At 62.1% G+C, this 21,942-nt stretch carries 17 protein-coding genes; 16 read left to right on the top strand and 1 reads right to left on the bottom strand.

The genetic code is table 11. The features are described from left to right. Positions 1-183: 183 nt before the first annotated feature. Entirely contained in the window at positions 184-1,377 is a 1,194-nt protein-coding gene (locus P3T17_RS36550) for a M20 aminoacylase family protein (RefSeq protein ID WP_429286660.1), read from the bottom strand. A gap of 169 nt (positions 1,378-1,546) precedes the next feature. Here P3T17_RS36550 and P3T17_RS36545 point away from each other — a divergent pair, with 169 nt between their 5' ends. From P3T17_RS36545 to P3T17_RS36470, 16 genes are all read left to right on the top strand, one after another. Then, complete coding sequence (locus P3T17_RS36545) at positions 1,547-3,634, top strand: molybdopterin-containing oxidoreductase family protein (RefSeq protein WP_429411789.1); 2,088 nt, start codon at positions 1,547-1,549, stop codon at positions 3,632-3,634. Between the two features lie 161 nt (positions 3,635-3,795). Then, entirely contained in the window at positions 3,796-5,469 is a 1,674-nt protein-coding gene (locus P3T17_RS36540; protein ID WP_429411787.1) for a long-chain fatty acid--CoA ligase, read from the top strand. A gap of 492 nt (positions 5,470-5,961) precedes the next feature. Beyond that, positions 5,962-6,588 (top strand): 2-polyprenyl-3-methyl-6-methoxy-1,4-benzoquinone monooxygenase, encoded by a 627-nt coding sequence (gene coq7, locus P3T17_RS36535; protein ID WP_074262567.1) that lies wholly within the window; start codon positions 5,962-5,964, stop codon positions 6,586-6,588. A 507-nt stretch (positions 6,589-7,095) separates the two neighbouring features. Then, entirely contained in the window at positions 7,096-7,524 is a 429-nt protein-coding gene (mraZ, locus tag P3T17_RS36530) for a division/cell wall cluster transcriptional repressor MraZ (RefSeq protein ID WP_074262566.1), read from the top strand. Positions 7,525-7,539: 15 nt separating this feature from the next. Next, positions 7,540-8,493, top strand: a complete 954-nt coding sequence (rsmH, locus tag P3T17_RS36525) for a 16S rRNA (cytosine(1402)-N(4))-methyltransferase RsmH (protein WP_074262565.1) — start codon at positions 7,540-7,542, stop codon at positions 8,491-8,493. Then, positions 8,490-8,852 carry a cell division protein FtsL gene (gene ftsL, locus P3T17_RS36520; protein ID WP_429286658.1) on the top strand — a complete coding sequence of 121 codons (363 nt, stop codon included), beginning with the start codon at positions 8,490-8,492 and terminating at the stop codon, positions 8,850-8,852. Before rsmH ends, ftsL begins: the two co-directional genes overlap by 4 nt. Beyond that, complete coding sequence (locus P3T17_RS36515) at positions 8,849-10,717, top strand: peptidoglycan D,D-transpeptidase FtsI family protein (RefSeq protein ID WP_074262563.1); 1,869 nt, start codon at positions 8,849-8,851, stop codon at positions 10,715-10,717. The genes ftsL and P3T17_RS36515 overlap by 4 nt, the downstream gene beginning before the upstream one ends. Further along, positions 10,714-12,273, top strand: a complete 1,560-nt coding sequence (locus P3T17_RS36510; protein ID WP_429411784.1) for a UDP-N-acetylmuramoyl-L-alanyl-D-glutamate--2,6-diaminopimelate ligase — start codon at positions 10,714-10,716, stop codon at positions 12,271-12,273. Before P3T17_RS36515 ends, P3T17_RS36510 begins: the two co-directional genes overlap by 4 nt. Next, positions 12,270-13,697, top strand: coding sequence for a UDP-N-acetylmuramoyl-tripeptide--D-alanyl-D-alanine ligase (locus tag P3T17_RS36505; RefSeq protein WP_429411782.1), 1,428 nt, complete (start codon positions 12,270-12,272; stop codon positions 13,695-13,697). The genes P3T17_RS36510 and P3T17_RS36505 overlap by 4 nt, the downstream gene beginning before the upstream one ends. A 17-nt stretch (positions 13,698-13,714) precedes the next feature. Further along, a complete protein-coding gene (gene mraY, locus P3T17_RS36500) occupies positions 13,715-14,884 on the top strand; it encodes a phospho-N-acetylmuramoyl-pentapeptide-transferase (protein WP_074262560.1) in 1,170 nt (389 codons plus the stop codon). Between the two features lie 27 nt (positions 14,885-14,911). Then, positions 14,912-16,426 (top strand): UDP-N-acetylmuramoyl-L-alanine--D-glutamate ligase, encoded by a 1,515-nt coding sequence (gene murD / locus P3T17_RS36495; protein ID WP_429411780.1) that lies wholly within the window; start codon positions 14,912-14,914, stop codon positions 16,424-16,426. Beyond that, the gene (ftsW, locus tag P3T17_RS36490) at positions 16,423-17,685 is read left to right on the top strand and encodes a putative lipid II flippase FtsW (protein WP_074262558.1); all 1,263 of its coding nucleotides are present in this window, start codon (positions 16,423-16,425) and stop codon (positions 17,683-17,685) included. Before murD ends, ftsW begins: the two co-directional genes overlap by 4 nt. Then, complete coding sequence (gene murG, locus P3T17_RS36485; RefSeq protein ID WP_429411778.1) at positions 17,682-18,821, top strand: undecaprenyldiphospho-muramoylpentapeptide beta-N-acetylglucosaminyltransferase; 1,140 nt, start codon at positions 17,682-17,684, stop codon at positions 18,819-18,821. The genes ftsW and murG overlap by 4 nt, the downstream gene beginning before the upstream one ends. Beyond that, positions 18,818-20,224 carry a UDP-N-acetylmuramate--L-alanine ligase gene (gene murC, locus P3T17_RS36480; RefSeq protein WP_074262556.1) on the top strand — a complete coding sequence of 469 codons (1,407 nt, stop codon included), beginning with the start codon at positions 18,818-18,820 and terminating at the stop codon, positions 20,222-20,224. The genes murG and murC overlap by 4 nt, the downstream gene beginning before the upstream one ends. After that, entirely contained in the window at positions 20,221-21,162 is a 942-nt protein-coding gene (locus P3T17_RS36475; RefSeq protein WP_429411776.1) for a D-alanine--D-alanine ligase, read from the top strand. Before murC ends, P3T17_RS36475 begins: the two co-directional genes overlap by 4 nt. Positions 21,163-21,172: 10 nt before the next feature. Next, positions 21,173-21,925 (top strand): cell division protein FtsQ/DivIB, encoded by a 753-nt coding sequence (locus P3T17_RS36470; protein WP_074262554.1) that lies wholly within the window; start codon positions 21,173-21,175, stop codon positions 21,923-21,925. Positions 21,926-21,942 lie beyond the last annotated feature (17 nt).

Below are 21,942 nucleotides of genomic sequence, written 5' to 3'. Positions count from 1 at the left end.
ATAGTGCGGATTACCCGTGTGAAAGTAGGTAATCGTCAGGCTCCCTAGCAGAACCAGAAACCCCACCCCCCAAAGGTGGGGTTTCTGCGTTTACGCCCATGAAATCGCGCAGGCAACCTAGTGCCAGATACCGCTCGGGCGAGCGGATAGCCTCCCCGCCCGCAACAAACCAAACCCACCAAACTACCTGGACGCCAAAAACTTCTGCGCGAGCCGTACCCAATACGTCGACCCAATCGGCAAAAGCTCATCGTTAAAATCGTAACTCGCGTTATGCAGCATGCAGGGTCCGGCACCATGACCGGCATCGCGATGCCCGCCCCCTCCATTTCCGAGGAAAGCGTAGCAACCCGGCTTGGCGAGCAGCATGAACGAAAAGTCCTCGGCGCCCATTGTTGGCTCCACGGCGTCGTCAACGTTTTCTGCCCCCACAACCTCCTTCATGACCGACGCGGCAAAGCGCGTCTCTTCGCTGCTATTCACCGTAGGTGGATAGTTGCGATGGAAGCGGATATTTACCGAACAGTCGTAAGCCGCAGCAATATTCTCTGCAATCGTCCGCATACGAGCTTCGACGAGGTCCAGCGTTTCCGTCGTGAACGTGCGCACAGTGCCCGCCATCCAGGCTCGATCAGGAACGACGTTCACCGCATCGCCGGCGTGAATCTGCGTGATCGACAGTACCGCCGTATCCAGCGGCTTCTTGTTACGCGTGATGATGCCCTGCAGTCCGTTGGCGATCTGCACCGCGGTGAAAACAGGGTCGCGACCGTTGTGCGGCATCGCCGCGTGTGATCCTACGCCTGTGATTTCGATGCGGAATTCGTTGCTCGACGCCATGATCGGGCCTTCGGTCACGCCGAATTGCCCAGCCGGCATACCCGGCCAGTTATGAATCCCGAACACAGCATCGACGGGAAACTTCGTGAACAGACCATCGTCGATCATCGCCTGCGCGCCTGCACCGCCTTCTTCGGCCGGCTGGAAAATGAACACAATCGTTCCGTCGAACTCGCCATGCCTGGCCAGGTGTCGAGCGGCACCCAATAGCATGGCCGTATGCCCATCGTGTCCACAGGCGTGCATCTTCCCGTCGTGACGAGAGCGATGCTCGAAGCTGTTGATCTCCTGGATCGGTAGCGCATCCATGTCGGCTCGCAATCCGATAGAGCGATTGCTGCTGCCGCGCTTCAGAATGCCCACGACACCAGTCTTACCGAGGCCGCGATGGACCTCGATGCCCCACTCAGTCAGACTTTTCGCGACAAGATCGGAAGTCTGGGTCTCTTCGTAACGCAGTTCCGGATGCGCGTGAATGGTTCGTCGGAGGGTTTGTATTTCGCCGTGTGCGGCCTGGATTTCGGGGATTAGTTTCATAGTGCGATGTGCTTCGATATGCATTGAGTTGCTCGAGGCTATTCGCCCGGGCTCGGTGATGATCAATTCTACGCCCACCCGCATTTTTGGCGGCGCGGGAGAGTGCGGGCGACCACGGACGTAATAAAATTGCATTTCATGCCAAGTTGCCCTTTCTACGGATCTCCCCATGAATGCCCCGACCGAATTTGCCCGCGCCGTGTGTCCGCATGACTGCCCGGACACCTGCGCAATGCGCGTGACAGTCGAGCATGGTCGGGCGATCAAGGTGGTTGGTGATCCCGATCATGCGCCGACGCAAGGGGCGTTGTGCACCAAGGTCAGCCGTTATGCGGAGCGGGTACATCATCCGCGCCGCCTTACGCAGCCGATGCGCCGCGTCGGCGCCAAAGGTGAGGGCCGCTTTGAGCCGATCAGTTGGGATGAGGCGCTTGGACTCGCGGCCGCGCGTCTATCGGAAATTGCGAGCCGCGCTCCCGAGGCGATCGTTCCTTACAGCTACGCCGGAACGATGGGCCTCGTCCAGGGCGACAGCATCGCCCAGCGGTTCTTCCACAAGCTGGGCGCATCCCAATTGGACCGTACGATCTGCGCGGCGGCCGGCGCGGCCGGTCTGAAGTACACCTACGGTGCGAGTCTCGGCATGCTGACGGAATACTTCGCCGAGAGCGAGCTCATTCTGATCTGGGGATCGAATCCGATCGCATCGAATCTGCACTTTTGGACCCGCGCGCAGGAGGCCAAACGCAACGGTGCGCGTCTGATTGCGATCGACCCATACCGCTCGCTGACGGCGGAAAAATGCCATCAGCATATCGCCCTCAAACCCGGCACCGACGGTGCGCTTGCCCTCGGCATGATGAACGTGCTGATCACCGAAGATTGGCTCGATCACGCCTATATCGCCGAACATACCTTGGGCTTTGAACAACTGAAGGCGCGCGCGCTGGACTACCCACCTGCTCGTGTAGCCCGGATTTGCGGTATTGATGCGCAGACGATCGTCGACCTCGCACGCATTTACGGTAGAACCCGAAAGGCCGCGATCCGCATGAATTACGGCTTGCAACGAGTACGCGGCGGGGGCAATGCGGTGCGCGCCATCGCCTGTCTGCCCTCGTTGACCGGCGCGTGGCGCGAGCGCGCCGGCGGGGCGTTGCTCTCTTCGTCGGGCTGGGCGCCGGTCGATTCCCACGCGCTGCAACGTCCTGACCTGATCCCCGGTTGGCCGTCGCACCAGCCGCGCGTGATCAATATGAATGCGATTGGCGACGCATTGCTGCATCCCGGCGACGCCCAATTCGGTCCCAAGATCGAAGCGGTGATCGTCTACAACTCGAACCCGGTTGCTGTTGCACCGGACTCGCAGCGGGTTGCGGTCGGCTTTGCGCGGGAGGATCTGTTTACGATCGTCCTCGAGCATTTTCAGACCGACACCGCTGACTACGCCGACTTGCTGCTGCCCGCGACCACGCAGCTAGAACATCTCGATCTGCATAAGTCTTACGGGCACACGCACGTGATGGCGAACCTGCCCGCGATTCAACCGGTAGGCGAGGCCCGGCCCAACACTGAAATCTTCCGCGGCATCGCCCGCCATATGAACCTGCAGGAGCCGGCACTGTTCGAGACCGACGAGAGCGTGGCCGCAAACGCGTTCCGCTGGAGCGACCCGGTATTCGCAGGTGTCGACTGGGTATCCCTGAAAGCGAGCGGCTGGGCGAAGCTCAATCTGCCTGATGCTCCCTTCGCCGAAGGCGGGTTCCGCACTCCTTCCGGCAAGTGCGAGTTTTTTAGCGAGCGTCTCGCACAGCAAGGACTCGATCCGTTGCCCGACTATTTGCCGCCCTACGAATCCGCCGACGGCGCCCCTGAACTCGCGGCCCGTTTTCCTCTGGCGATGATTTCGCCGCCGGCCCGCAATTTCCTGAACAGCACCTTCGTCAACGTGGAGAGTTTGCGGTCGACCGAAGGCGAGCCGCATCTCGACATTCACCCCATCGACGCGAGCCGGCGCGAGGTTATCGATGGCGACCTCGTGCGCGTTTTCAACGACCGCGGTTCGATGCAAGCCCGCGCCCGGGTCACCGACAAGGCGCGGGAAGGTCTCGTAGTCGGACTTTCTATCTGGTGGAAAAAACTCGCCCCCGACGGCTGCAACGCGAATCAGGTGACGAGTCAGGCGCTGACAGACCTTGGCGGTTCGGCCACCTTCTACGATTGCCTCGTCGAGGTCGAGCGCGTTGCAAGCCTTTGAAACGCATCGCACGACACCTGCTTCCATCACAGCACGCCGTTGAGTGCGAACCGTGTTGGAGGGTGGCATCTAACCTACGTGCATTCGCAAATGGCAGAGTGGAGCGCATGCTACGATGCCCGTTTAGCACGACCATTCGAAAATAAAGGAGGAGACGCCGCATGGAAAAAATCTGGCTGAAATCATATCCGCCCGGCGTTCCAGCAGAGATCGATCCGAGTCAGTACTCGTCCGTTGCCGAACTGTTCGAAGAAAGCTTTCGTGAATATCAGACCAAGCCTGCGTTCGTCTGCATGGGGAAGCAGATAACGTATGGCGAACTGGACACCCTGTCGCGCAAGCTTGCGGCGTGGTTCCAGTCCAAAGGTCTCGCGCGGGGCGCGCGTATCGCGATCATGATGCCCAACGTGCTGCAGTACCCGGTGGCGATCGCAGCCATCTTGCGCGCGGGATACGTGGTGGTGAACGTGAATCCGCTTTACACGCCACGCGAGCTCGAACATCAACTCAAGGATAGCGGCGCCGAAGCCATCATCCTGCTCGAGAATTTCGCGGTGACGCTCCAGGCGGTGCTGCGCAATACGGCCGTCAAGCATGTGGTGGTCGCGGCGATGGGCGATCTGATGGGCGCGAAAGGGCTCATCGTGAACTTCGTCGTACGTCACGTTAAAAAGATGGTGCCGGCGTGGAGCTTGCCGGGGCACATCAAGTTCAATGCAGCGATTGCCGAGGGTGCTCGCCAGGAGTTCAAGCCGGTCAAGCAAGGGCCGGACGACGTCGCGTTCCTGCAATACACCGGTGGCACGACCGGCGTCGCGAAAGGCGCCACCTTGCTCCATCGCAACCTGATTGCCAACGTCCTGCAGTCGCAAGTCTGGCTCGACCCGGCGCGCGAGGGACGAGACGACATCGACCAGTTCATCACCGTCGTCGCGCTGCCGCTGTACCACATCTTCGCCTTGACGGTGTGCGGACTACTCACCGTTCGTACCGGAGGGCTTGGTGTGCTGATCCCAAATCCGCGCGACATCGGTGGCATGATCAAGGAACTGCAAGGCTATGCGATCACCACTATTCCGGCGGTGAACACGCTCTATAACGCGATGCTCAACCATCCCGATTTCGACAAGCTCAACTTCTCGAAGCTGCTCGTCGCCAATGGTGGGGGGATGGCTGTTCAGGAGGCCGTCGCGAAGCGCTGGTATGAAAGGACTCACACGCCGATCGTCGAAGGTTACGGCATGTCGGAAACGTCGCCGTGTGTGACCTGCAACCCCGTGTCGGTTACTTCGTACAGCGGCACGATCGGCTTGCCACTGCCATCGACCGATATCTCGATTCGCGACGACGACAATAACGAGGTGCCCCTCGGTCAACCGGGCGAGATCTGCATCCGCGGTCCGCAGGTGATGGCCGGCTATTGGAACCGTCCGGATGAAACCGCCAAGGTGATGACCCCGGACGGCTTCTTCAAATCGGGCGACGTCGGCGTGGTGAGCGACGCGGGTTATGTGAAGATTGTCGACCGCAAGAAGGACATGATTCTGGTGTCCGGTTTCAATGTCTATCCGAACGAGATTGAAGACGTCGTCGCCAAGCTACCTGGCGTGTTTGAAGTTGCTGCGGTTGGCGTGCCGGATCAGCATTCGGGCGAAGCGGTGAAACTGTTCATCGTCAAGAAGGATCAGGCACTGACTGACGCGGACATCTTCGCTTTCTGCAAGGAACAACTCACCGGCTACAAACGGCCGAAGATTATCGAGTTCCGCACGGAGCTGCCGAAGAGCAATGTGGGCAAGATCTTGCGGCGGGAATTGCGCGACGGCCGCGCGTGAGGCGTGTCTTGTCTTGACCGCATGTAGCGCCGACTAGCGAAACCAGCCTGATCAAAAGAAGAACGGCCCGACGAGTTAATCCTCGCCGGGCCGTTTCTATTTGCGCGAAGCCTGAGGCGGCACCAACGGCGCTACCTTTCTCCCACTTCAGTCGAACAAACGTGCATGCGAAAAAAAAAAGCGCCCGAAGGCGCCTTTAGGATGTACAGCTTTATTACGACTTGTTAACCCGGTGCGTTTTGTTTTTTGGTCGCTTTGTTTTTCTACCCTCGCGAGAGGTTCGTCGCTAATGTAACAAAAGGGATACCCTGCGCAAAGAAAAAGCAGGTTGCTCGGTACGTAGCTGTTTCGTTTACGCAACATGGTCTAAAATTGAAAAATAGTCATGAAATCAGCCCTTAACGGAAGTCCCGACGCGCGAGTTGCTTTGCAGACGCACGTCGCACGGACCTCCGGAAGATCCGGGCTGATGTGTCGAACCGGGAGGGCTGGATGCTGGATGAATTGATTACCGAGCTGGATCGGGGTTTACGTTCAATGACAGGCGTATCGCGGATGAACCGTCCAGTGCCTGTGCCGCCCGTGGTGGCGGAGATGCCGGAGCTGTCGCCGGCCGAGCGTGAGCATGCGGCCGCCCTGATGCGTGTGAACCACGTCGGTGAGGTGTGTGCCCAGGCGCTTTATCAGGCGCAAAAACTGGCCACCCGTTCTCCCGCCTTGAAAGAGACCTTCGAGCGTGCAGCTCGCGAAGAAGAGGACCATCTCGCGTGGACCGCGCGCCGTCTGGAAGCACTCGACTCGCGTCCCAGTCTGCTGAATCCGCTTTGGTATGCAGGTGCTCTTGCGCTCGGTCTGGTGGCTGGACGCTTCGGAGATCGTGTGAGCCTCGGCTTCATGGCCGAGACCGAGCGTCAGGTAGAGCAGCACCTCGACAGCCATCTCGAGAAACTGCCAGAGGCGGATCTCGAGTCTCGCGCGATCGTCGAGCAGATGCGTACCGACGAGGCCGCGCACGGTAAAGCCGCGATCGATGCGGGCGGTGTCGAACTGCCTTTTCCCGCTCGCGTCCTGATGCGCGCGGCGTCGAAAATCATGACCCGGACTGCCTACTACGTTTAATCGCTGTGGAAGTGGGACGGCGCAGCGTGCGTCGTCCGTTCAATCGCGTCAAACCCTCCGCTCATTCGTTTAATCCCCCGCCGCAGATCGCTTAGATTCCACGCCTTTCCCCTGGACTTTTCACGTATCACCTTCACAAGTTGCACTAGTCCATTCATTTATAACGGTTTTCTGTTTTAGGCCTGACTTGAAAGAGTCGCGCTAAGTCCTTGTTCTAACAAACAAATTTCGTTAAAAAACCACGCATCTCCCTTGACCCCTCCTGGGGCTTCCTCTAAAGTGGGAGACAGTGTGAGAAAGTGTATTTTTGTGTGATCTCACAGATGGTTTCAGGTAGATTTTCACGGATCGGGTGGTTGGCGCGCAAAGCGCCAACTCTGGTCGACCGCAGCAAGCTGCATGGGACTGGAGTAGGCGCTAAAGCGCCAACTCTCGTCGACCGCAGTGAACTGCATGGGATCAGAGTAGGCGCTGAAGCGCCAACTCTGATCGACAAGGGAGAGAGAAGTGTTCCAAGGGGCGTCGGCGCTGACGCTCGATGCGAAAGGGCGGATGTCTATTCCCTCTCGGTATCGGGATGCGCTGCAGACACAGGCAGAGGGCCGGGTGACGATCACCAAGCACCCGGACGGTTGCCTGTTGCTCTTTCCGCGCCCGGAATGGGAGATCTTCCGCGACAAGGTCGACAAGCTGCCCATGAACGCGACCTGGTGGAAGCGCATTTTCCTCGGCAACGCAATGGACGTTGATATGGACGGCGCAGGGCGCGTGCTCGTGTCGCCGGAATTGCGCACGGCTGGCGGGCTGGAAAAAGAATTGACGTTGCTCGGCATGGGCCGCCACTTCGAACTGTGGGATGCACAAACATACGCCGCCAAGGAACAGGCGGCAATGGCTGAGGGCATGCCCGAAGCGTTAAAAGATTTCACGTTCTGATCGCGGCTCACATATATGGCACCTGCGATGGGAAACGAGTTGCAGCATCGCACGGTGCTGCTGGAAGAAGCGGTCGAAGCGTTGATCAAGCGCCCGGACGGCGTCTATGTAGACGGCACGTTCGGTCGCGGCGGACATAGCCGCGCGGTGTTGGGCAAGCTGGGTGAGTCGGGGCGGTTGATCGCATTCGACAAGGATCCGCTAGCCATCGCCACGGCTCAGCAAATCGCCGATCCGCGTTTCGAGATCGTGCACGAGAGTTTTGCTTCACTGCGCGACGCGGTTGCGGAGCGTGGGGTAGGGCGGGTGTCGGGGGTGTTGCTGGATCTGGGCGTGTCGTCGCCGCAAGTCGACGATCCGGAGCGGGGTTTCAGTTTCCGCGCCGACGGCCCACTCGACATGCGGATGGACCCGACGCGCGGCGAATCTGCTGCTGACTGGCTGGCGCGGGCCACGGTGCAGGAATTGACGGAGGTAATACGAGATTATGGGGAAGAACGGTTTGCTTTTCAGATTGCAAAGGCGCTTGTTGCTCGCCGGGCAGAGTCCGACCGTCTTGGGCCTCTCGTCAGCACGGGCGAGCTTGCCCAAATCGTGGCTAACGTCGTCAAAACCCGTGAGAAGGGCAAGGATCCGGCAACCCGCACCTTTCAGGCTATACGGATTCACATCAATCAAGAGCTTGCGGAGCTGCAAGTCGTTTTAGAAGCGGCGCTAGCGCTGCTGGAGCAAGGGGGGCGGCTGGTGGTGATCAGCTTTCATTCGCTCGAAGACCGGATCGTCAAACGGTTCATGCAGGCGCACGCCAGTGCTCCGGCGGTGGATCGCCGTCTGCCGATCCGTGCCGTCGACCTGCCCAGCCCGCCGCTCAAAATCATCGGCCGCGTATTCGCGAGCGACGCTGAAGTCGCCGCGAATCCGCGCGCCCGTTCTGCCGTGATGCGTGTGGCGGAGCGTATCGCGCCATGAGCCGCCTCAATATCTTTCTGCTGATTGTTGTAATGGGCTGTGCATTATCTGTAGTTAACGCGACGAATCAGCAGCGTCAGATCTTTATCCAGTTGCAGCGCGCGGAGTCGCAGGAGCGTCAGTTGCAGCAGGATTATTCGCAGCTTCAATACCAGCAGAGCGCACTGTCGAAAACCTCGCGCATCGAGCAGATTGCGACGGATTCGCTGAAGATGGCGGCCGTCACTACTGGCCGCACTCAATATCTGACGCTCTCCCCGGGCGCCGCCACGGCTGAAGATGCGCCGGTACCGACGTCGGCGCCCGCGCCGGCCACGGCGTCGGCCCCGCACGTCACCCGTCAGGGGAGCGCGCGATGAAAAAGAGTTCAACCCGCAAGAGTGTGGCGTTCGCGTCGAACCCGATCCTGTCCGTGCGTTTGCCCATGTGGCGCTCGAAGCTCGTGGTGTTCATGCTGTTCATGGCGTTCGTCGCGCTGGCCGGTCGCGCGTTCTGGATTCAGGGTCCGGGCAACGCGTTTTATCAGAAGCAGGGCGAAAGCCGCTATCAGCGCACGCTCGAGCTGCCTGCTACGCGCGGCAAGATTCTCGACCGCAACGGCCTTGTGCTCGCCACGAGCTTGCCGGTGCGCGCCATCTGGGCTATTCCCGAAGCCGTTCCCGACGATCTCGGCGCCGACAAGCTGACTGCGCTCGGCAAGCTGCTGGGGATGTCGAATACCGAACTGCGCGCCAAGCTGTCCGAGGACAAGAACTTCGTCTACGTGAAACGTCAGGTGCCGGTCGACATCGCCGAGCAGGTGACTGCGCTCGACATTCCCGGTGTTTATCAGCGCGACGAATACAAGCGTTTCTATCCGGAAGGCGAGATTGCCGCCCATCTGATCGGCTTCACCAATGTCGAGGACGAAGGCCAGGAGGGCGTCGAGCTCGGCGACCAGAAGCTGCTCGAGGGCATGCCGGGCATCCGCCGCGTCATCAAGGACCGGATGGGGCACGTCATTGAAGACGTCGACGAACAGGTCGTGCCGCACAACGGCCAGGACGTGGATCTGGCGATCGACAGCAAGATCCAGTACATCGCCTATACGAACCTGAAGGCCGCAGTCGACAAATTCAAGGCCAAGGCCGGCGCGGCGATGGTAATCGACGTGCGCACCGGCGAAGTGCTGGCGCTCGTCAATTATCCGACCTTCAACCCGAACGACCGCACTCATCTGACCGGCGATCAGCTGCGTAATCGCGTGCTGACGGACGAGTTCGAACCGGGCTCGATCATGAAGCCGTTCACGATCTCGCTCGCGCTCGATCTGCATCGCGTGGCGCCGACTACACTGGTAGACACGGGGCCGGGCCACTTCAATCTCGATGGCGCGACGATCACCGACGACAGCGCGTTCGGCGTGCTGACGGTCGGCGGCGTGATTCAGAAATCGAGCAACATCGGCGCGACGAAGATCGCCATGACGCTCAAGCCCGAAGAGATGTGGAATATGTATACGAGCATCGGTCTTGGCCAGGCGCCGAAGATCGGTTTCCCCGGCGCGACCGCGGGCCATCTGCGTCCGTGGAAGAGCTGGCGTCGTATCGAACAGGCGACGATGTCGTACGGCTACGGCCTGTCGGCTTCGTTGTTCCAGCTGGCGCGCGCCTACACCGCGATTGCTCACGATGGTGAAATTCTGCCGGTGACGATTTTCCGTAACCCGGGCGATCAACCGGTCAACGGTCCGCAGATTTTCTCGCCGGTCACCGCGCGTGAAGTGCGGGCGATGCTCGAAACCGTGGTTGCGCCGGGCGGCACCTCGCCGGATGCGGCCGTGCCGGGCTATCGCGTAGGCGGCAAGAGCGGCACGGCGTACAAGCACGGCGCACACGGCTACGACAAATCGAAGTACCGCGCCTCGTTCGTCGGCATGGCGCCGATGCCGAATCCGCGCATCGTGGTCGCTGTCTCGGTGGATGAACCGACCGCCGGCAGCCACTTCGGCGGCCAGGTGTCGGGCCCGGTGTTCTCGGCGATCGCCGGCGACACCCTGCGCTCGCTCAATATTCCGCCGGACATGCCGGTCAAGCAGATGGTGGTATCGGACGACTCGGCGCCGGTCGCCCCCGCCGCGCCGACGCTGCCGCCGCCTGCGGCGAAAAAGCTGTCCACCAGTGGCGGCGCCAAGAAAATGACCATCGCGGCCAATGCGAAAAGCCATCCGGGAGTAGTCCGATGAGTGCGCTACGTTCGAAGCATCCAGCGCACCGGCAGATCGCCGACGCCCTCACCTGGCTGCACGCTCGCGTGCAGCCAGGTGCCCATGTGCACGCAGATACGCGCTCGCTTTCCGCGGGCGATGTATTCCTCGCCTATGCCGTCGACGGCGCTGACAATCGCCCATTCATTGAAAGCGCGATTGAGCGCGGCGCGGCTGCCGTGCTGTTTCAACCGGAGAACTTCACGGGTTCGCCGGATCCGGCATTGGCGCGCGCGGTACCCGCGCTGAACGAGCTGGCAGGATCGATTGCGAGCGGCTGGTACGGCGACCCGAGCGATGCGATGCGCGTGGTCGGCGTCACGGGCACCAACGGCAAGACCTCGTGCAGCCAGTGGATCGCGGCGGCGCTGAGCGCGCTCGGCACGCCTTGCGCCATCATCGGCACGCTCGGCAGCGGTATGCCCGGCCACCTTGTCCATACAGGCTTTACGACGCCGGACGCGCCGCAATTGCAACGCAACCTCGCTCAGTTGCGCGATGCGGGCGCGCGGGCGGTGGCCATGGAAGTGTCGTCACACGCCTTGCATCAGGGACGGGTGAACGGCACCGCGTTCGAGATTGCCGTGTTCACCAATCTCACGCAGGATCACCTCGATTATCACGGCACCTTCGCTGCCTACGAAGCCGCCAAGGCGCGTCTGTTTGCGTGGCCGGGGCTGCGCTGTGCCGTGATCAATCACGACGACGAAGCCGGACGGCGCCTGCTTGCCAGCACGCAAGGCCACGCGCGAACCATCGCTTACGGTCTCGGCACGCGCAGTGAGGCACCGGACGCCGCAGCGCCGCAGGCCGACGCATGGCTGCATGCGGCCGACGTGCGCGCCACCGCGACCGGCACCGCGTTTTATCTGACCACCTCGGATTGGGGTGACGCAGAAGTCGAAGTCCAGACGCTCGGCGCCTTCAACGTCAGCAATCTGCTGGGCGTGCTCGGTGCGTTGCTCGCGGCTGATGTGCCGTTCGACGTCGCGCTTGCCGAACTGGCGAAGCTGGAACCGGTCAATGGCCGCATGCAACGGCTCGGCGGCCGCCTGCAGAACGACGAACCACTCGTCGTAATCGACTACGCCCACACCCCGGACGCACTGGAAAAGACGCTCGAAGCGCTACGCCCGATGGCGGCGGCGCGCGGCGGCGAACTGATCTGCATGTTCGGTTGCGGCGGTGATCGCGATGCGACCAAGCGTCCGTTGATGGGCGCGATCGCGGAGCGGCTGGCGGACGGCGTGGTCATGACGAGCGACAACCCGCGCAGCGAAGACCCGCAAAAGATTCTCGACCAGATTGCCGCGGGTATGAAAGACCCGTCGAAAGCGCGCCGTATCGAAGATCGCGCGAGCGCCATCCTGCAGGCTATCCGCGGCGCGGCGCGCGAAGACGTGATCGTGCTGGCCGGTAAAGGTCACGAAGCAACACAGGAAATCATGGGCAAGAAACGCGCTTTCTCCGATCAGGATCATGCCCGGCTGGCATTGGCCGCGCGGGCAACGCAAGCTCGTGGAGGTGGCGAATGACCCAGCGAGGTGGCGCGATGTTCTCCCTGCGCGAAGCAGCAGCACTGATTCCGTCGGCAACCGTCGTGGGTGACGACGGCGTCACGTTCGAGCACGTGTCAACGGATAGCCGCACCGCGGGTCCTGGCGATCTGTTCGTCGCGCTCAAGGGCGACCGTTTCGACGCACACGACTTCCTGCCCGACGTGGCGGCTCGCAATGTCTCGGCGGCGCTGCTGACGCGCACCCCTGCGGATTGGCAAGTCCCGTCCCTGAAGGTGGCCGATACCCGCACCGCGCTCGGCGCACTCGCCCACGGCTGGCGCTGTCGTTTCACGATGCCGCTCGTGGCTGTGACGGGCAGCAACGGCAAGACGACGGTCAAGGAAATGATCGCGTCGATTTTCGCGGCGGCGGTCGGTGCCGAAGCGCGTCTTGCTACGGCAGGCAACTTCAACAACGACATCGGTTTGCCGCTGACGTTGTTTCGTCTCACCTCGGCGCATCGACTGGCGGTCGTCGAACTCGGGATGAATCACCCGGGCGAAACCGCCTTGCTCGGCAAGATCGCGGAGCCGACGGTTGCGGTTGTGAACAACGCGCAACGCGAGCACCAGGAGTTCATGGCGACCGTCGAAGCGGTCGCGCTCGAACATGCGAGCGTGATCCATTCGTTGACCCCGGATGGCATCGCGGTGTTTCCGGCGGACGATGCCTACGCAGGCATCTGGCGCGTCGCCGCTACCGGCAACCGCATCATCGACTTCGCGCTCAATAACGACGGTCGCACAACCGAAGCCGCCGTGAAAGGCAGCTTCGCCGGTAACCAGCTGAGCATCGAAACACCGGAAGGCCACCTCGACGTCACGTTGCAAGTGCTTGGCGATCACAACGCGCACAACGCACTGGCCGCTACCTCGGCCGCGCTCGCCTCGGGCGTCTCGCTCGATGCCATCAAGCGCGGGCTCGAATCGTTCGGCGCGGTGAAGGGCCGTCTGCAGGTCAAGCGTGCGGCGCTTGGAGCGCTCGTCGGCGCAACGGTGATCGACGACACCTACAACGCCAACCCCGATTCGATGCGCGCCGCAATCGACGTGCTCGCCTCGCGTCCCTCGCCGCGCGTGCTGGTGATGGGCGACATGGGTGAAGTCGGCGACCACGGCCCCGCGTTTCATCGCGAAATCGGTGCCTACGCCAAAGAGCGCGGCATCGACGCGCTGTACGCATTCGGTGACGCCTCGCGCGATGCCTGCTCTGCCTACGGCGCGGATGCGCATCACGTCGACGATGTCGCCACGCTGGTTGCACAACTGCTGCAGGCTGGGTTCGACGCCTCGGCAACGCTTCTCGTGAAAGGCTCGCGCTTCATGAAAATGGAGCGCGTGGTGGACGCCGTAACGAGTCCACAACCCATCGCACCGGGCGCAGCGCCCGATGCACACTGAAATAGAAGGACCGAAGCATGTTACTGGCGCTGGCGCAATGGCTGCAGAATGACGCAAGCTTCTTGCGCGTGATCAGTTATCTGACTTTCCGTGCGGTGGCGGCGACTATCACCGCGCTGCTGATCGGACTCGTCTGCGGCCCGGCGGTGATCCGCAAGCTGACCGCCATGAAGGTGGGGCAGGCCGTTCGCAAGGACGGTCCGCAGACTCACCTCATCAAATCCGGCACGCCGACCATGGGCGGCGTGTTGATTCTGCTCGGCATCGCGGTCTCGACACTGCTGTGGGCCGATCTGACCAACCGCTTTATCTGGATCGTGATCCTGGTGACGTTCGGCTTCGGTGTGATCGGCTGGGTCGACGATTACCGCAAGGTGGTCTACAAGGACCCGCGCGGCATGTCCTCGCGCGAGAAGTATTTCTGGCAATCGGTGATCGGTCTGTTCGCCGCCGTATATCTCGCCTTCAGCGTGTCCGAGGCGAGCAACGTGCGCGTCTACGATCTCTTCATGGCGTGGGTGCGAAGTGGCTTTTCAATTGGCCTGCCGCCGCACGCCGACCTGATGCTGCCGTTCTTCAAGTCGATCAGCTATCCGCTTGGCGTGTGGGGCTTTATCGTGCTGACGTATCTGGTGATCGTCGGCGCAAGCAACGCGGTGAATCTGACCGACGGCCTCGATGGTCTGGTGATCATGCCCGTGGTGCTCGTGGGCGCGTCGCTCGGCGTGTTCGCATACGTGATGGGCAGCTCGATCTATTCGAAATACCTGCTGTTTCCGCATATCGCCGGCGCCGGTGAGTTGCTGATTTTCTGTTCCGCGATGGGTGGGGCCGGCCTCGCGTTCCTCTGGTTCAACACGCACCCCGCGCAGATGTTCATGGGCGACGTCGGCGCGCTCGCGTTGGGCGGCGCACTCGGCACGGTTGCGGTGATCGTCCGCCAGGAAATCGTGCTCTTCATCATGGGCGGCATTTTCGTGGCGGAGACGCTTTCCGTAATGCTGCAGGTCACCTGGTTCAAGTTCACCAAGCGCCGCTATGGCGAAGGCCGGCGTCTCTTCAAGATGGCGCCGCTGCATCACCATTTTGAATTGTCCGGCTGGAAAGAGACGCAAGTTGTCGTGCGTTTCTGGATCATCACGTTGATGCTGTGTCTGTTCGGTCTGTCCACGCTCAAGTTGCGTTAAGCCGTTGTCGAAGTAAAAGGGAAAGCGATGTTTGGCGAGAAGTTTCGGGATCGGCAAAAGCCGATGGTGCTCGTGCTGGGACTCGGTGAATCGGGTCTCGCCATGGCGCGCTGGTGCGCGCGGCACGGGTGTCGGTTGCGCGTGGCCGACACGCGTGAAGTACCGCCGAATCTGTCTGCCCTGGAAGCGCATGGCGTCGACGCCGACTTTGTCGGTGGACCGTTTTCGCAGGTGCTGCTCGAAGGCGTCGACCTGGTGGCGATCAGCCCCGGTCTCTCGCCGCTCGCCGCGGATTTGCTGCCGCTGATTACCGCAGCGCGCGAAAAAGACATCCCGGTCTGGGGCGAACTCGAATTCTTCGCGCAGGCGCTGAAGACGCTTGGTGAGAGCGGCTACGCGCCGAAGGTGATCGCGATCACCGGCACCAACGGCAAGACCACGACAACGAGTCTGACCGGCCTGTTGTGCGAACGCGCCGGCAAGAAAGTCGCGGTGGCGGGCAACATCAGCCCGGCCGTGCTCGACAAGCTCACCGAAGCAATCGACAACACCGCGCTACCCGACATCTGGGTGCTCGAACTGTCGAGCTTCCAGCTGGAAACGGCGCACACGTTCGCGCCGGATACGGCGGTCATTCTCAACATCACGCAGGACCACCTCGACTGGCACGGCGGCCTCGATGCCTATGCTGCGGCGAAGGGCAAGATCTTCGGGCCGCAGACCGTGCGCGTGCTGAACCGCGACGACGCCCGCGTGATGGCGCTTGCGCCCGCGGCTGACGGCGCGGCGCCCGCGATCAGCTTTGGCGTGACTGAGCCGACGCGCCCTGGCGACTACGGTCTGCTGCGCGACAACGGTATCGTCTGGCTCGTCGAAGCGCTCGACCGCGACGCCACCGACGAACCTGCGCCGACCCGTCGTCGCAAGAACGAAACTGCCGCGCCGCCGAGCATCGCCCTCAAGCGTCTGATGCCGGCTGACGCGTTGCGGATCCGCGGTCTGCACAACGCCGCCAATGCACTCGCCGCATTCGCGCTCGCACGCGCCATCGATCTGCCGGGCGCACCGTTGCTGCACGGTTTGCGCGAATACCGCGGCGAGCCGCATCGGGTGGAACTGATCGCGTCGATCGAGGGCATCGACTACGTGGACGACAGCAAGGGCACCAATGTCGGCGCAACGGTTGCCGCGCTCGATGGCCTCGCACAGCGCGCCGTGCTGATCGCCGGCGGCGATGGCAAGGGCCAGGAATTCGATCCGCTCGCCGCGCCGGTGATGCGCTGGTGCCGTGCGGTAATGCTGATTGGCCGTGATGCACCGCTGATTCGCGCCGCGTTGGCCGATACCGGCATTGCGCTGACCGATCAGCCCACGCTCGAAGATGCCACCCGCGCCGCGGCAGCGCTCGCGCAACCGGGAGACGCCGTGCTGCTGTCGCCGGCCTGTGCAAGCTTCGACATGTTCAAGGATTACGCGCATCGTGCCGCTGTGTTTCGCAGCACGGTTGAAGACATCGCTGCCGAACGGGGGACGATGATATGAGCTGGTCGGAACGCTTCGGTTCGCGCCTTTCCAAACAGCGCGGCTCAGTTGGCGATGCCAGCGCAGCACGCACGGCGAGCGGCCTCGCGAGCGCTGTCAACGGTGTGCGTCCGCTGCGCTCGCGCATGCTCGATTACGACCACTCGCTGCTGTGGGTGGTGATCGCGCTGCTCGGCTTGGGCATCGTGATGGTGTACTCGGCTTCGATTGCGATGCCGGACTCGCCCAAATACGCGTCGTATCGCGACTGGGCGTTCCTCGTGCGCCAGATAGTCTTCGTGGTGCTGGGCTCGGTGATCGGCGTGGTCGCGTTCCGGGTTCCGGTTTCGACGTGGGACAAGTACGCGCCGAAGATCTTCCTGCTCGCGCTGGCCAGTCTCGTCATCGTGCTGATTCCGCACGTCGGCAAGGGCGTGAACGGCGCGCGCCGCTGGATTCCGCTCGGCATCACGAACATGCAGCCATCGGAAATCATGAAGCTTGCCGTGACGATCTACGCGGCGAACTACACGGTGCGCAAGCAGGAATACATGCACAGCTTCGCCAAGGGCTTCCTGCCGATGGCCTTCGCCGTAGGCGTGGTGGGGGCACTCCTGCTGCTCGAGCCTGACATGGGCGCGTTCATGGTGATCGCGGCGATCGCGATGGGCGTGCTGTTCCTGGGTGGCGTGAACGGCAAGCTGTTCGGTGGGCTGGTTGCCACTGCGGTTGGCACATTTAGTTTGTTGGTGTGGGCATCGCCGTGGCGCCGCGAGCGGATTTTTGCGTATCTCGATCCATGGGACGACCGTTACGCACAGGGCAAGGCATATCAATTGACGCACTCGCTGATCGCCTTCGGACGCGGCGAGTGGTTCGGCGTGGGCCTCGGCGGCAGCGTCGAGAAGCTCAATTACCTGCCGGAGGCGCATACCGACTTCATCCTCGCTGTGATCGGCGAGGAACTCGGTTTCGTGGGCGTGCTGGTGGTGATCCTGATGTTCTACTGGATCGTGCGCCGCTCGTTCGAGATCGGCCGTCAGGCGCTCGCGCTCGATCGCACGTTTGCGGGGCTGGTCGCGAAGGGCATCGGCCTGTGGTTCGGTGCGCAGACCTTCATCAATATGGGTGTGAACCTGGGGCTTCTGCCGACCAAGGGTCTTACGTTGCCGCTCGTCAGCTACGGCGGCTCGGGCATCTTGCTGAACTGTATTGCGATTGGTCTGCTGATGCGTGTGGATTACGAAAACCGGGTGCTGATGCGTGGAGGGAAAGTATGACCTCCATGCAACAGCGCACGCTGATGGTGATGGCCGGCGGCACCGGGGGACACGTGTTCCCGGGGCTCGCGGTTGCTCACCTGATGCAGGCGTGGGGCTGGAAAGTCGTGTGGCTCGGCAACCCTGCCGGCATGGAAGCGACGCTCGTGCCCAAGCATGGCATCCCGATGGAATATGTGCGCTTTGGCGGTCTACGTGGCAAGGGCCTGATTACCAAGCTGATGCTGCCAGTCAATCTGCTTCGCGCCTGCGCCCAAAGCCTGAGCGTGCTGCGTCGCGTGAAGCCGGACGTCGTGCTCGGCATGGGCGGTTACATCACGTTCCCGGCCGGTTTGATGACGGCGCTGAGCGGCCGTCCGCTTGTGCTGCACGAACAGAATTCGATCGCCGGTCTCGCGAACAAGGTGCTGGCAAAGGTCGCGAAACGCGTGCTCGTGGCGTTCCCGAACGCGCTTCCGCACGCTGAATGGACCGGTAATCCGATTCGTGAGGAACTTGCGCGCACATTGACACCCAAAGCACGCTACGCACAACGCAGCGGTCCGCTGAATCTGCTGGTTGTCGGCGGCAGTCTTGGGGCCGCGGCGCTTAATGAAGTCGTGCCGCGTGCGCTGGCGATGCTCAAGCCCGAGGAGCGTCCGCGCGTGGTGCATCAGGCTGGCGCGAAGCATATCGACGCGCTGAAAGCGAATTACGCGCAAGCCGGTTTGCTATCCGTGGAAGGTGAAGAGGCGGACGTGCAACTCGTGCCGTTCATCGACGACATGACGAGCGCTTACGCGAAAGCGGATCTGGTGATCTGCCGCTCGGGTGCGATGACCGTGGCCGAGATTGCGGCAGTGGGCGTGGCGGCGTTTTTCGTGCCGTTCCCGTTCGCAGTCGACGATCACCAGACAACCAATGCAGCGTTCCTCGCCGATCACGGCGCGGCGCTGGTAGTGCAGCAACGCGATCTGACGGCGGAGGGTCTCGTCGCCTGGTTGCGTAGCCAGACTCGCGAGACGCTCGCGCAGATGGCAGAGCGTTCGCGCTCGCTCGCGAAACCCGATGCCACCGAACAGGTCGCACAGATTTGCGCGACCGTGGCAGGCGTAGTCCCGAGCCAGAGCCCGAGCACAGAAGGAAGGCAACAATGAAACACATCGTCAAACATATTCACTTCGTCGGCATCGGCGGTGCAGGGATGAGCGGCATCGCCGAGGTGCTGGTGAATCTCGGCTATCAGGTAAGCGGCTCGGACCTCGCGAAGAACGCGGTGACCGACCGGCTCGCCGCGCTCGGCGCGCGTATTGCGATTGGTCACGACGCCGGGAACATCGAAGGCGCCAATGCCGTGGTCGTTTCGACTGCGGTGCGCAGCGACAACCCGGAAGTGCTCGCCGCGCGTCATCGGCATATTCCGATCGTGCCGCGCGCAGTGATGCTCGCGGAGCTGATGCGCCTGAAGCAGGGTATTGCCATCGCCGGCACGCACGGCAAGACCACCACCACTTCGCTGGTGGCGAGCGTGCTCGCGGCGGGCGGCCTCGATCCGACCTTCGTGATCGGCGGCCGGCTGATCAGTGCTGGCGCGAATGCGCGCCTTGGCACCGGCGACTTCATCGTGGCCGAAGCGGACGAATCGGATGCGTCGTTCCTGAATCTGTTCCCCGTGATCGAAGTCATCACGAACATCGACGCCGATCACATGGACACCTACGGCCACGATTTTGCGCGGCTCAAGCAGGCGTTTATCGAGTTCACGCATCGGCTGCCGTTCTACGGCATCGCGGTGCTGTGCGTCGACGATCCGAATGTGAAGGAGATCCTGCCGTTCGTGTCGAAGCCGATTATCCGTTATGGTCTCGCGGCCGAGGCACAGGTGCGCGCGGTGAACGTCGAGGCTCACGACGGCCGCATGCATTTCACGGCGCTGCGTGAAGATGCGGCGCCGATCGACATCGTGTTGAACCTGCCCGGTACGCACAATGTGCAGAACGCATTGGCCGCAATTGCAATTGCGACTGAACTTGAAGTGAAAGATGCCGATATCCAGCGAGCACTCGCAGATTTTAACGGCGTAGGCCGACGCTTCCAGCGCTACGGCGAAGTGCCGGTTACGACGGCTGATCAACCCGGCGGCACCTACACGCTGGTCGACGATTACGGCCATCACCCGGTCGAAATGGCCGCGACGATCGCCGCGGCACGTGGTGCGTTCCCCGGTCGTCGTCTGGTGCTCGCGTTCCAGCCGCACCGCTTCACGCGTACGCGCGATTGCTTCGAAGATTTTGTGAAAGTGCTGTCCACCGTCGATGCGTTGGTGTTGACCGAAGTCTATTCGGCAGGCGAAGCGCCGATCGTCGCCGCAGATGGCCGCGCGCTGGCTCGTGCGATTCGCGTGGCGGGCAAGACCGAGCCGGTGTTTGTCGAAACAGTGGAAGAAGTGCCGGACGCGCTCACGACGCTCGTGCGCGACGGCGATGTGGTGATCACGATGGGCGCGGGTTCGATTGGCGGTGTGCCGGGTCGTCTCGCGCAAAACGAAGGTGTGAAATGAGCAGTTTCGATCCTAAACAGTTCGGCAAGGTGGCAGTCCTGCTCGGCGGTGAATCCGCCGAGCGCGAAGTGTCGCTCAACTCGGGCCGCCTCGTGGTGCAGGGGCTGCGTGAGGCCGGTATCGACGCTCATCCGTTCGATCCCGCCGAGCGTCCGCTAGCGGCGTTGAAAGACGAAGGTTTTGTGCGCGCGTTCAACGCGCTGCACGGTGGCTACGGCGAGAACGGCCAGATCCAGGGCGCGCTGGACTTCTACGGCATTCGCTATACGGGCAGCGGCGTACTGGGTTCGGCGCTTGGTCTGGACAAATTCCGCACCAAGCTCGTCTGGCAGCAACTGGGCGTGCCGACGCCGCCGTTCGAAGCGGTGCTGCGCGGCGACGACTACGCAGCGCGTGCAACGGACATCGTCGCGAAGCTTGGTTTGCCGCTCTTCGTGAAGCCGGCGAGCGAAGGCTCGAGCGTCGCGGTGATCAAGGTCAAGAGCGCAGACGCATTGCCGGCCGCGCTCGAAGAAGCCGCGAAGTTCGACAAGATCGTGGTGGTGGAAAAGAGCATCGAAGGCGGCGGCGAATACACGGCGTGTATCGCGGGCGATCTCGATCTGCCGGTGATCCGCATCGTGCCGGCGGGCGAGTTCTACGACTATCACGCGAAGTACGTCGCCAACGACACGCAGTATCTGATTCCGTGCGGCGTGGCGCCGGCCGAGGAAGCACGCCTGAAAGCGCTGGCGCGCCGCGCGTTCGACGTGCTCGGCTGCACCGATTGGGGCCGTGCCGATTTCATGCTGGACGCACAGGGCAATCCGTATTTCCTGGAGGTGAACACGGCCCCAGGCATGACCGATCACTCGCTGCCGCCGAAAGCGGCGCGTGCGGTTGGCATCAGCTACAAAGATCTGGTCGTGAGCGTGTTGTCGCTCACGCTGAAGGACTGACGCCGACGCTATGTGGAACAACGTTCGCCAGCTCAATTTCGCCGCCAACGCGTTGCATGCGTTGCTGGTGCTCGTGCTGCTGGCGGCCGGCGGAGTGTGGCTGGTGCAGCGGCCGAGCTTTGCGCTGCGCGAAATCCAGATCGACGGCGACACCGAGCACATCAATTCGCCGACGGTGCGTGCAGGCGTAGTGGGCCGCTTAAAGGGCAATTTTTTCACGGTCGATCTGGACGCGGCGCGCCAGGCTTTCGAGCAGATGCCGTGGGTGCGCCATGCGAGTGTGCGGCGCGTCTGGCCGAACGCACTGGCTGTCACGCTGGAAGAGTACAAACCGCTAGCAACGTGGGGCAGCGATCAGCTGGTGAGCGTGGACGGCGAACTGTTCACCGCGAACCAGGGCGAGCTCGAAGAGGATTTGCCCGCCTTCGACGGTCCCGATGGCACGGCGCAAGAAGTGGTCGCGCGATATCGCGACTTCAAGAAGTGGTTTGCCCCGCTGGGTGCGACGCCGGAAGAGGTCACGCTGTCACCGCGTTACGCCTGGACGGTCAAGTTGTCGAACGGTACGCAGATCGAGTTGGGGCGCGAGCGCAATCAGCAGACGCTGCTCGATCGCAGCAAGCGCCTGACAGCGGCGTGGGCAGCAGTGACGCAACGTTGGGGGAAGGATATCGAGTATGCGGACTTGCGCTATCCGAACGGTTTCGCGATTCGCGCAGCAGGGATGCGCTTTATCACCGAACCCGACAAGGGCAAGAAGTAACAGGACATCACACGCAA

The organism is Paraburkholderia sp. GAS82 (genome assembly GCF_050436285.1).
Classification (GTDB): Bacteria; Pseudomonadota; Gammaproteobacteria; order Burkholderiales; family Burkholderiaceae; genus Paraburkholderia; species Paraburkholderia phenazinium_B.
This window is presented reverse-complemented; position numbering and strand designations above follow the sequence as displayed.

Bases quoted from the DNA above. Each gene is read 5' to 3' on its own strand.
- P3T17_RS36475 (WP_429411776.1), top strand. From the start codon at position 20,221: ATGAGCAGTTTCGATCCTAAACAGTTCGGCAAGGTGGCAGTCCTGCTC.
- P3T17_RS36540 (WP_429411787.1), top strand. From the start codon at position 3,796: ATGGAAAAAATCTGGCTGAAATCATATCCGCCCGGCGTTCCAGCAGAG.
- P3T17_RS36505 (WP_429411782.1), top strand. From the start codon at position 12,270: ATGACCCAGCGAGGTGGCGCGATGTTCTCCCTGCGCGAAGCAGCAGCA.
- ftsL (WP_429286658.1), top strand. From the start codon at position 8,490: ATGAGCCGCCTCAATATCTTTCTGCTGATTGTTGTAATGGGCTGTGCA.
- P3T17_RS36515 (WP_074262563.1), top strand. From the start codon at position 8,849: ATGAAAAAGAGTTCAACCCGCAAGAGTGTGGCGTTCGCGTCGAACCCG.
- P3T17_RS36510 (WP_429411784.1), top strand. From the start codon at position 10,714: ATGAGTGCGCTACGTTCGAAGCATCCAGCGCACCGGCAGATCGCCGAC.
- coq7 (WP_074262567.1), top strand. From the start codon at position 5,962: ATGCTGGATGAATTGATTACCGAGCTGGATCGGGGTTTACGTTCAATG.
- murD (WP_429411780.1), top strand. From the start codon at position 14,912: ATGTTTGGCGAGAAGTTTCGGGATCGGCAAAAGCCGATGGTGCTCGTG.
- mraY (WP_074262560.1), top strand. From the start codon at position 13,715: ATGTTACTGGCGCTGGCGCAATGGCTGCAGAATGACGCAAGCTTCTTG.
- P3T17_RS36550 (WP_429286660.1), bottom strand. From the start codon at position 1,377: ATGAAACTAATCCCCGAAATCCAGGCCGCACACGGCGAAATACAAACC.
- ftsW (WP_074262558.1), top strand. From the start codon at position 16,423: ATGAGCTGGTCGGAACGCTTCGGTTCGCGCCTTTCCAAACAGCGCGGC.
- murG (WP_429411778.1), top strand. From the start codon at position 17,682: ATGACCTCCATGCAACAGCGCACGCTGATGGTGATGGCCGGCGGCACC.
- P3T17_RS36470 (WP_074262554.1), top strand. From the start codon at position 21,173: ATGTGGAACAACGTTCGCCAGCTCAATTTCGCCGCCAACGCGTTGCAT.
- rsmH (WP_074262565.1), top strand. From the start codon at position 7,540: ATGGCACCTGCGATGGGAAACGAGTTGCAGCATCGCACGGTGCTGCTG.
- murC (WP_074262556.1), top strand. From the start codon at position 18,818: ATGAAACACATCGTCAAACATATTCACTTCGTCGGCATCGGCGGTGCA.
- P3T17_RS36545 (WP_429411789.1), top strand. From the start codon at position 1,547: ATGAATGCCCCGACCGAATTTGCCCGCGCCGTGTGTCCGCATGACTGC.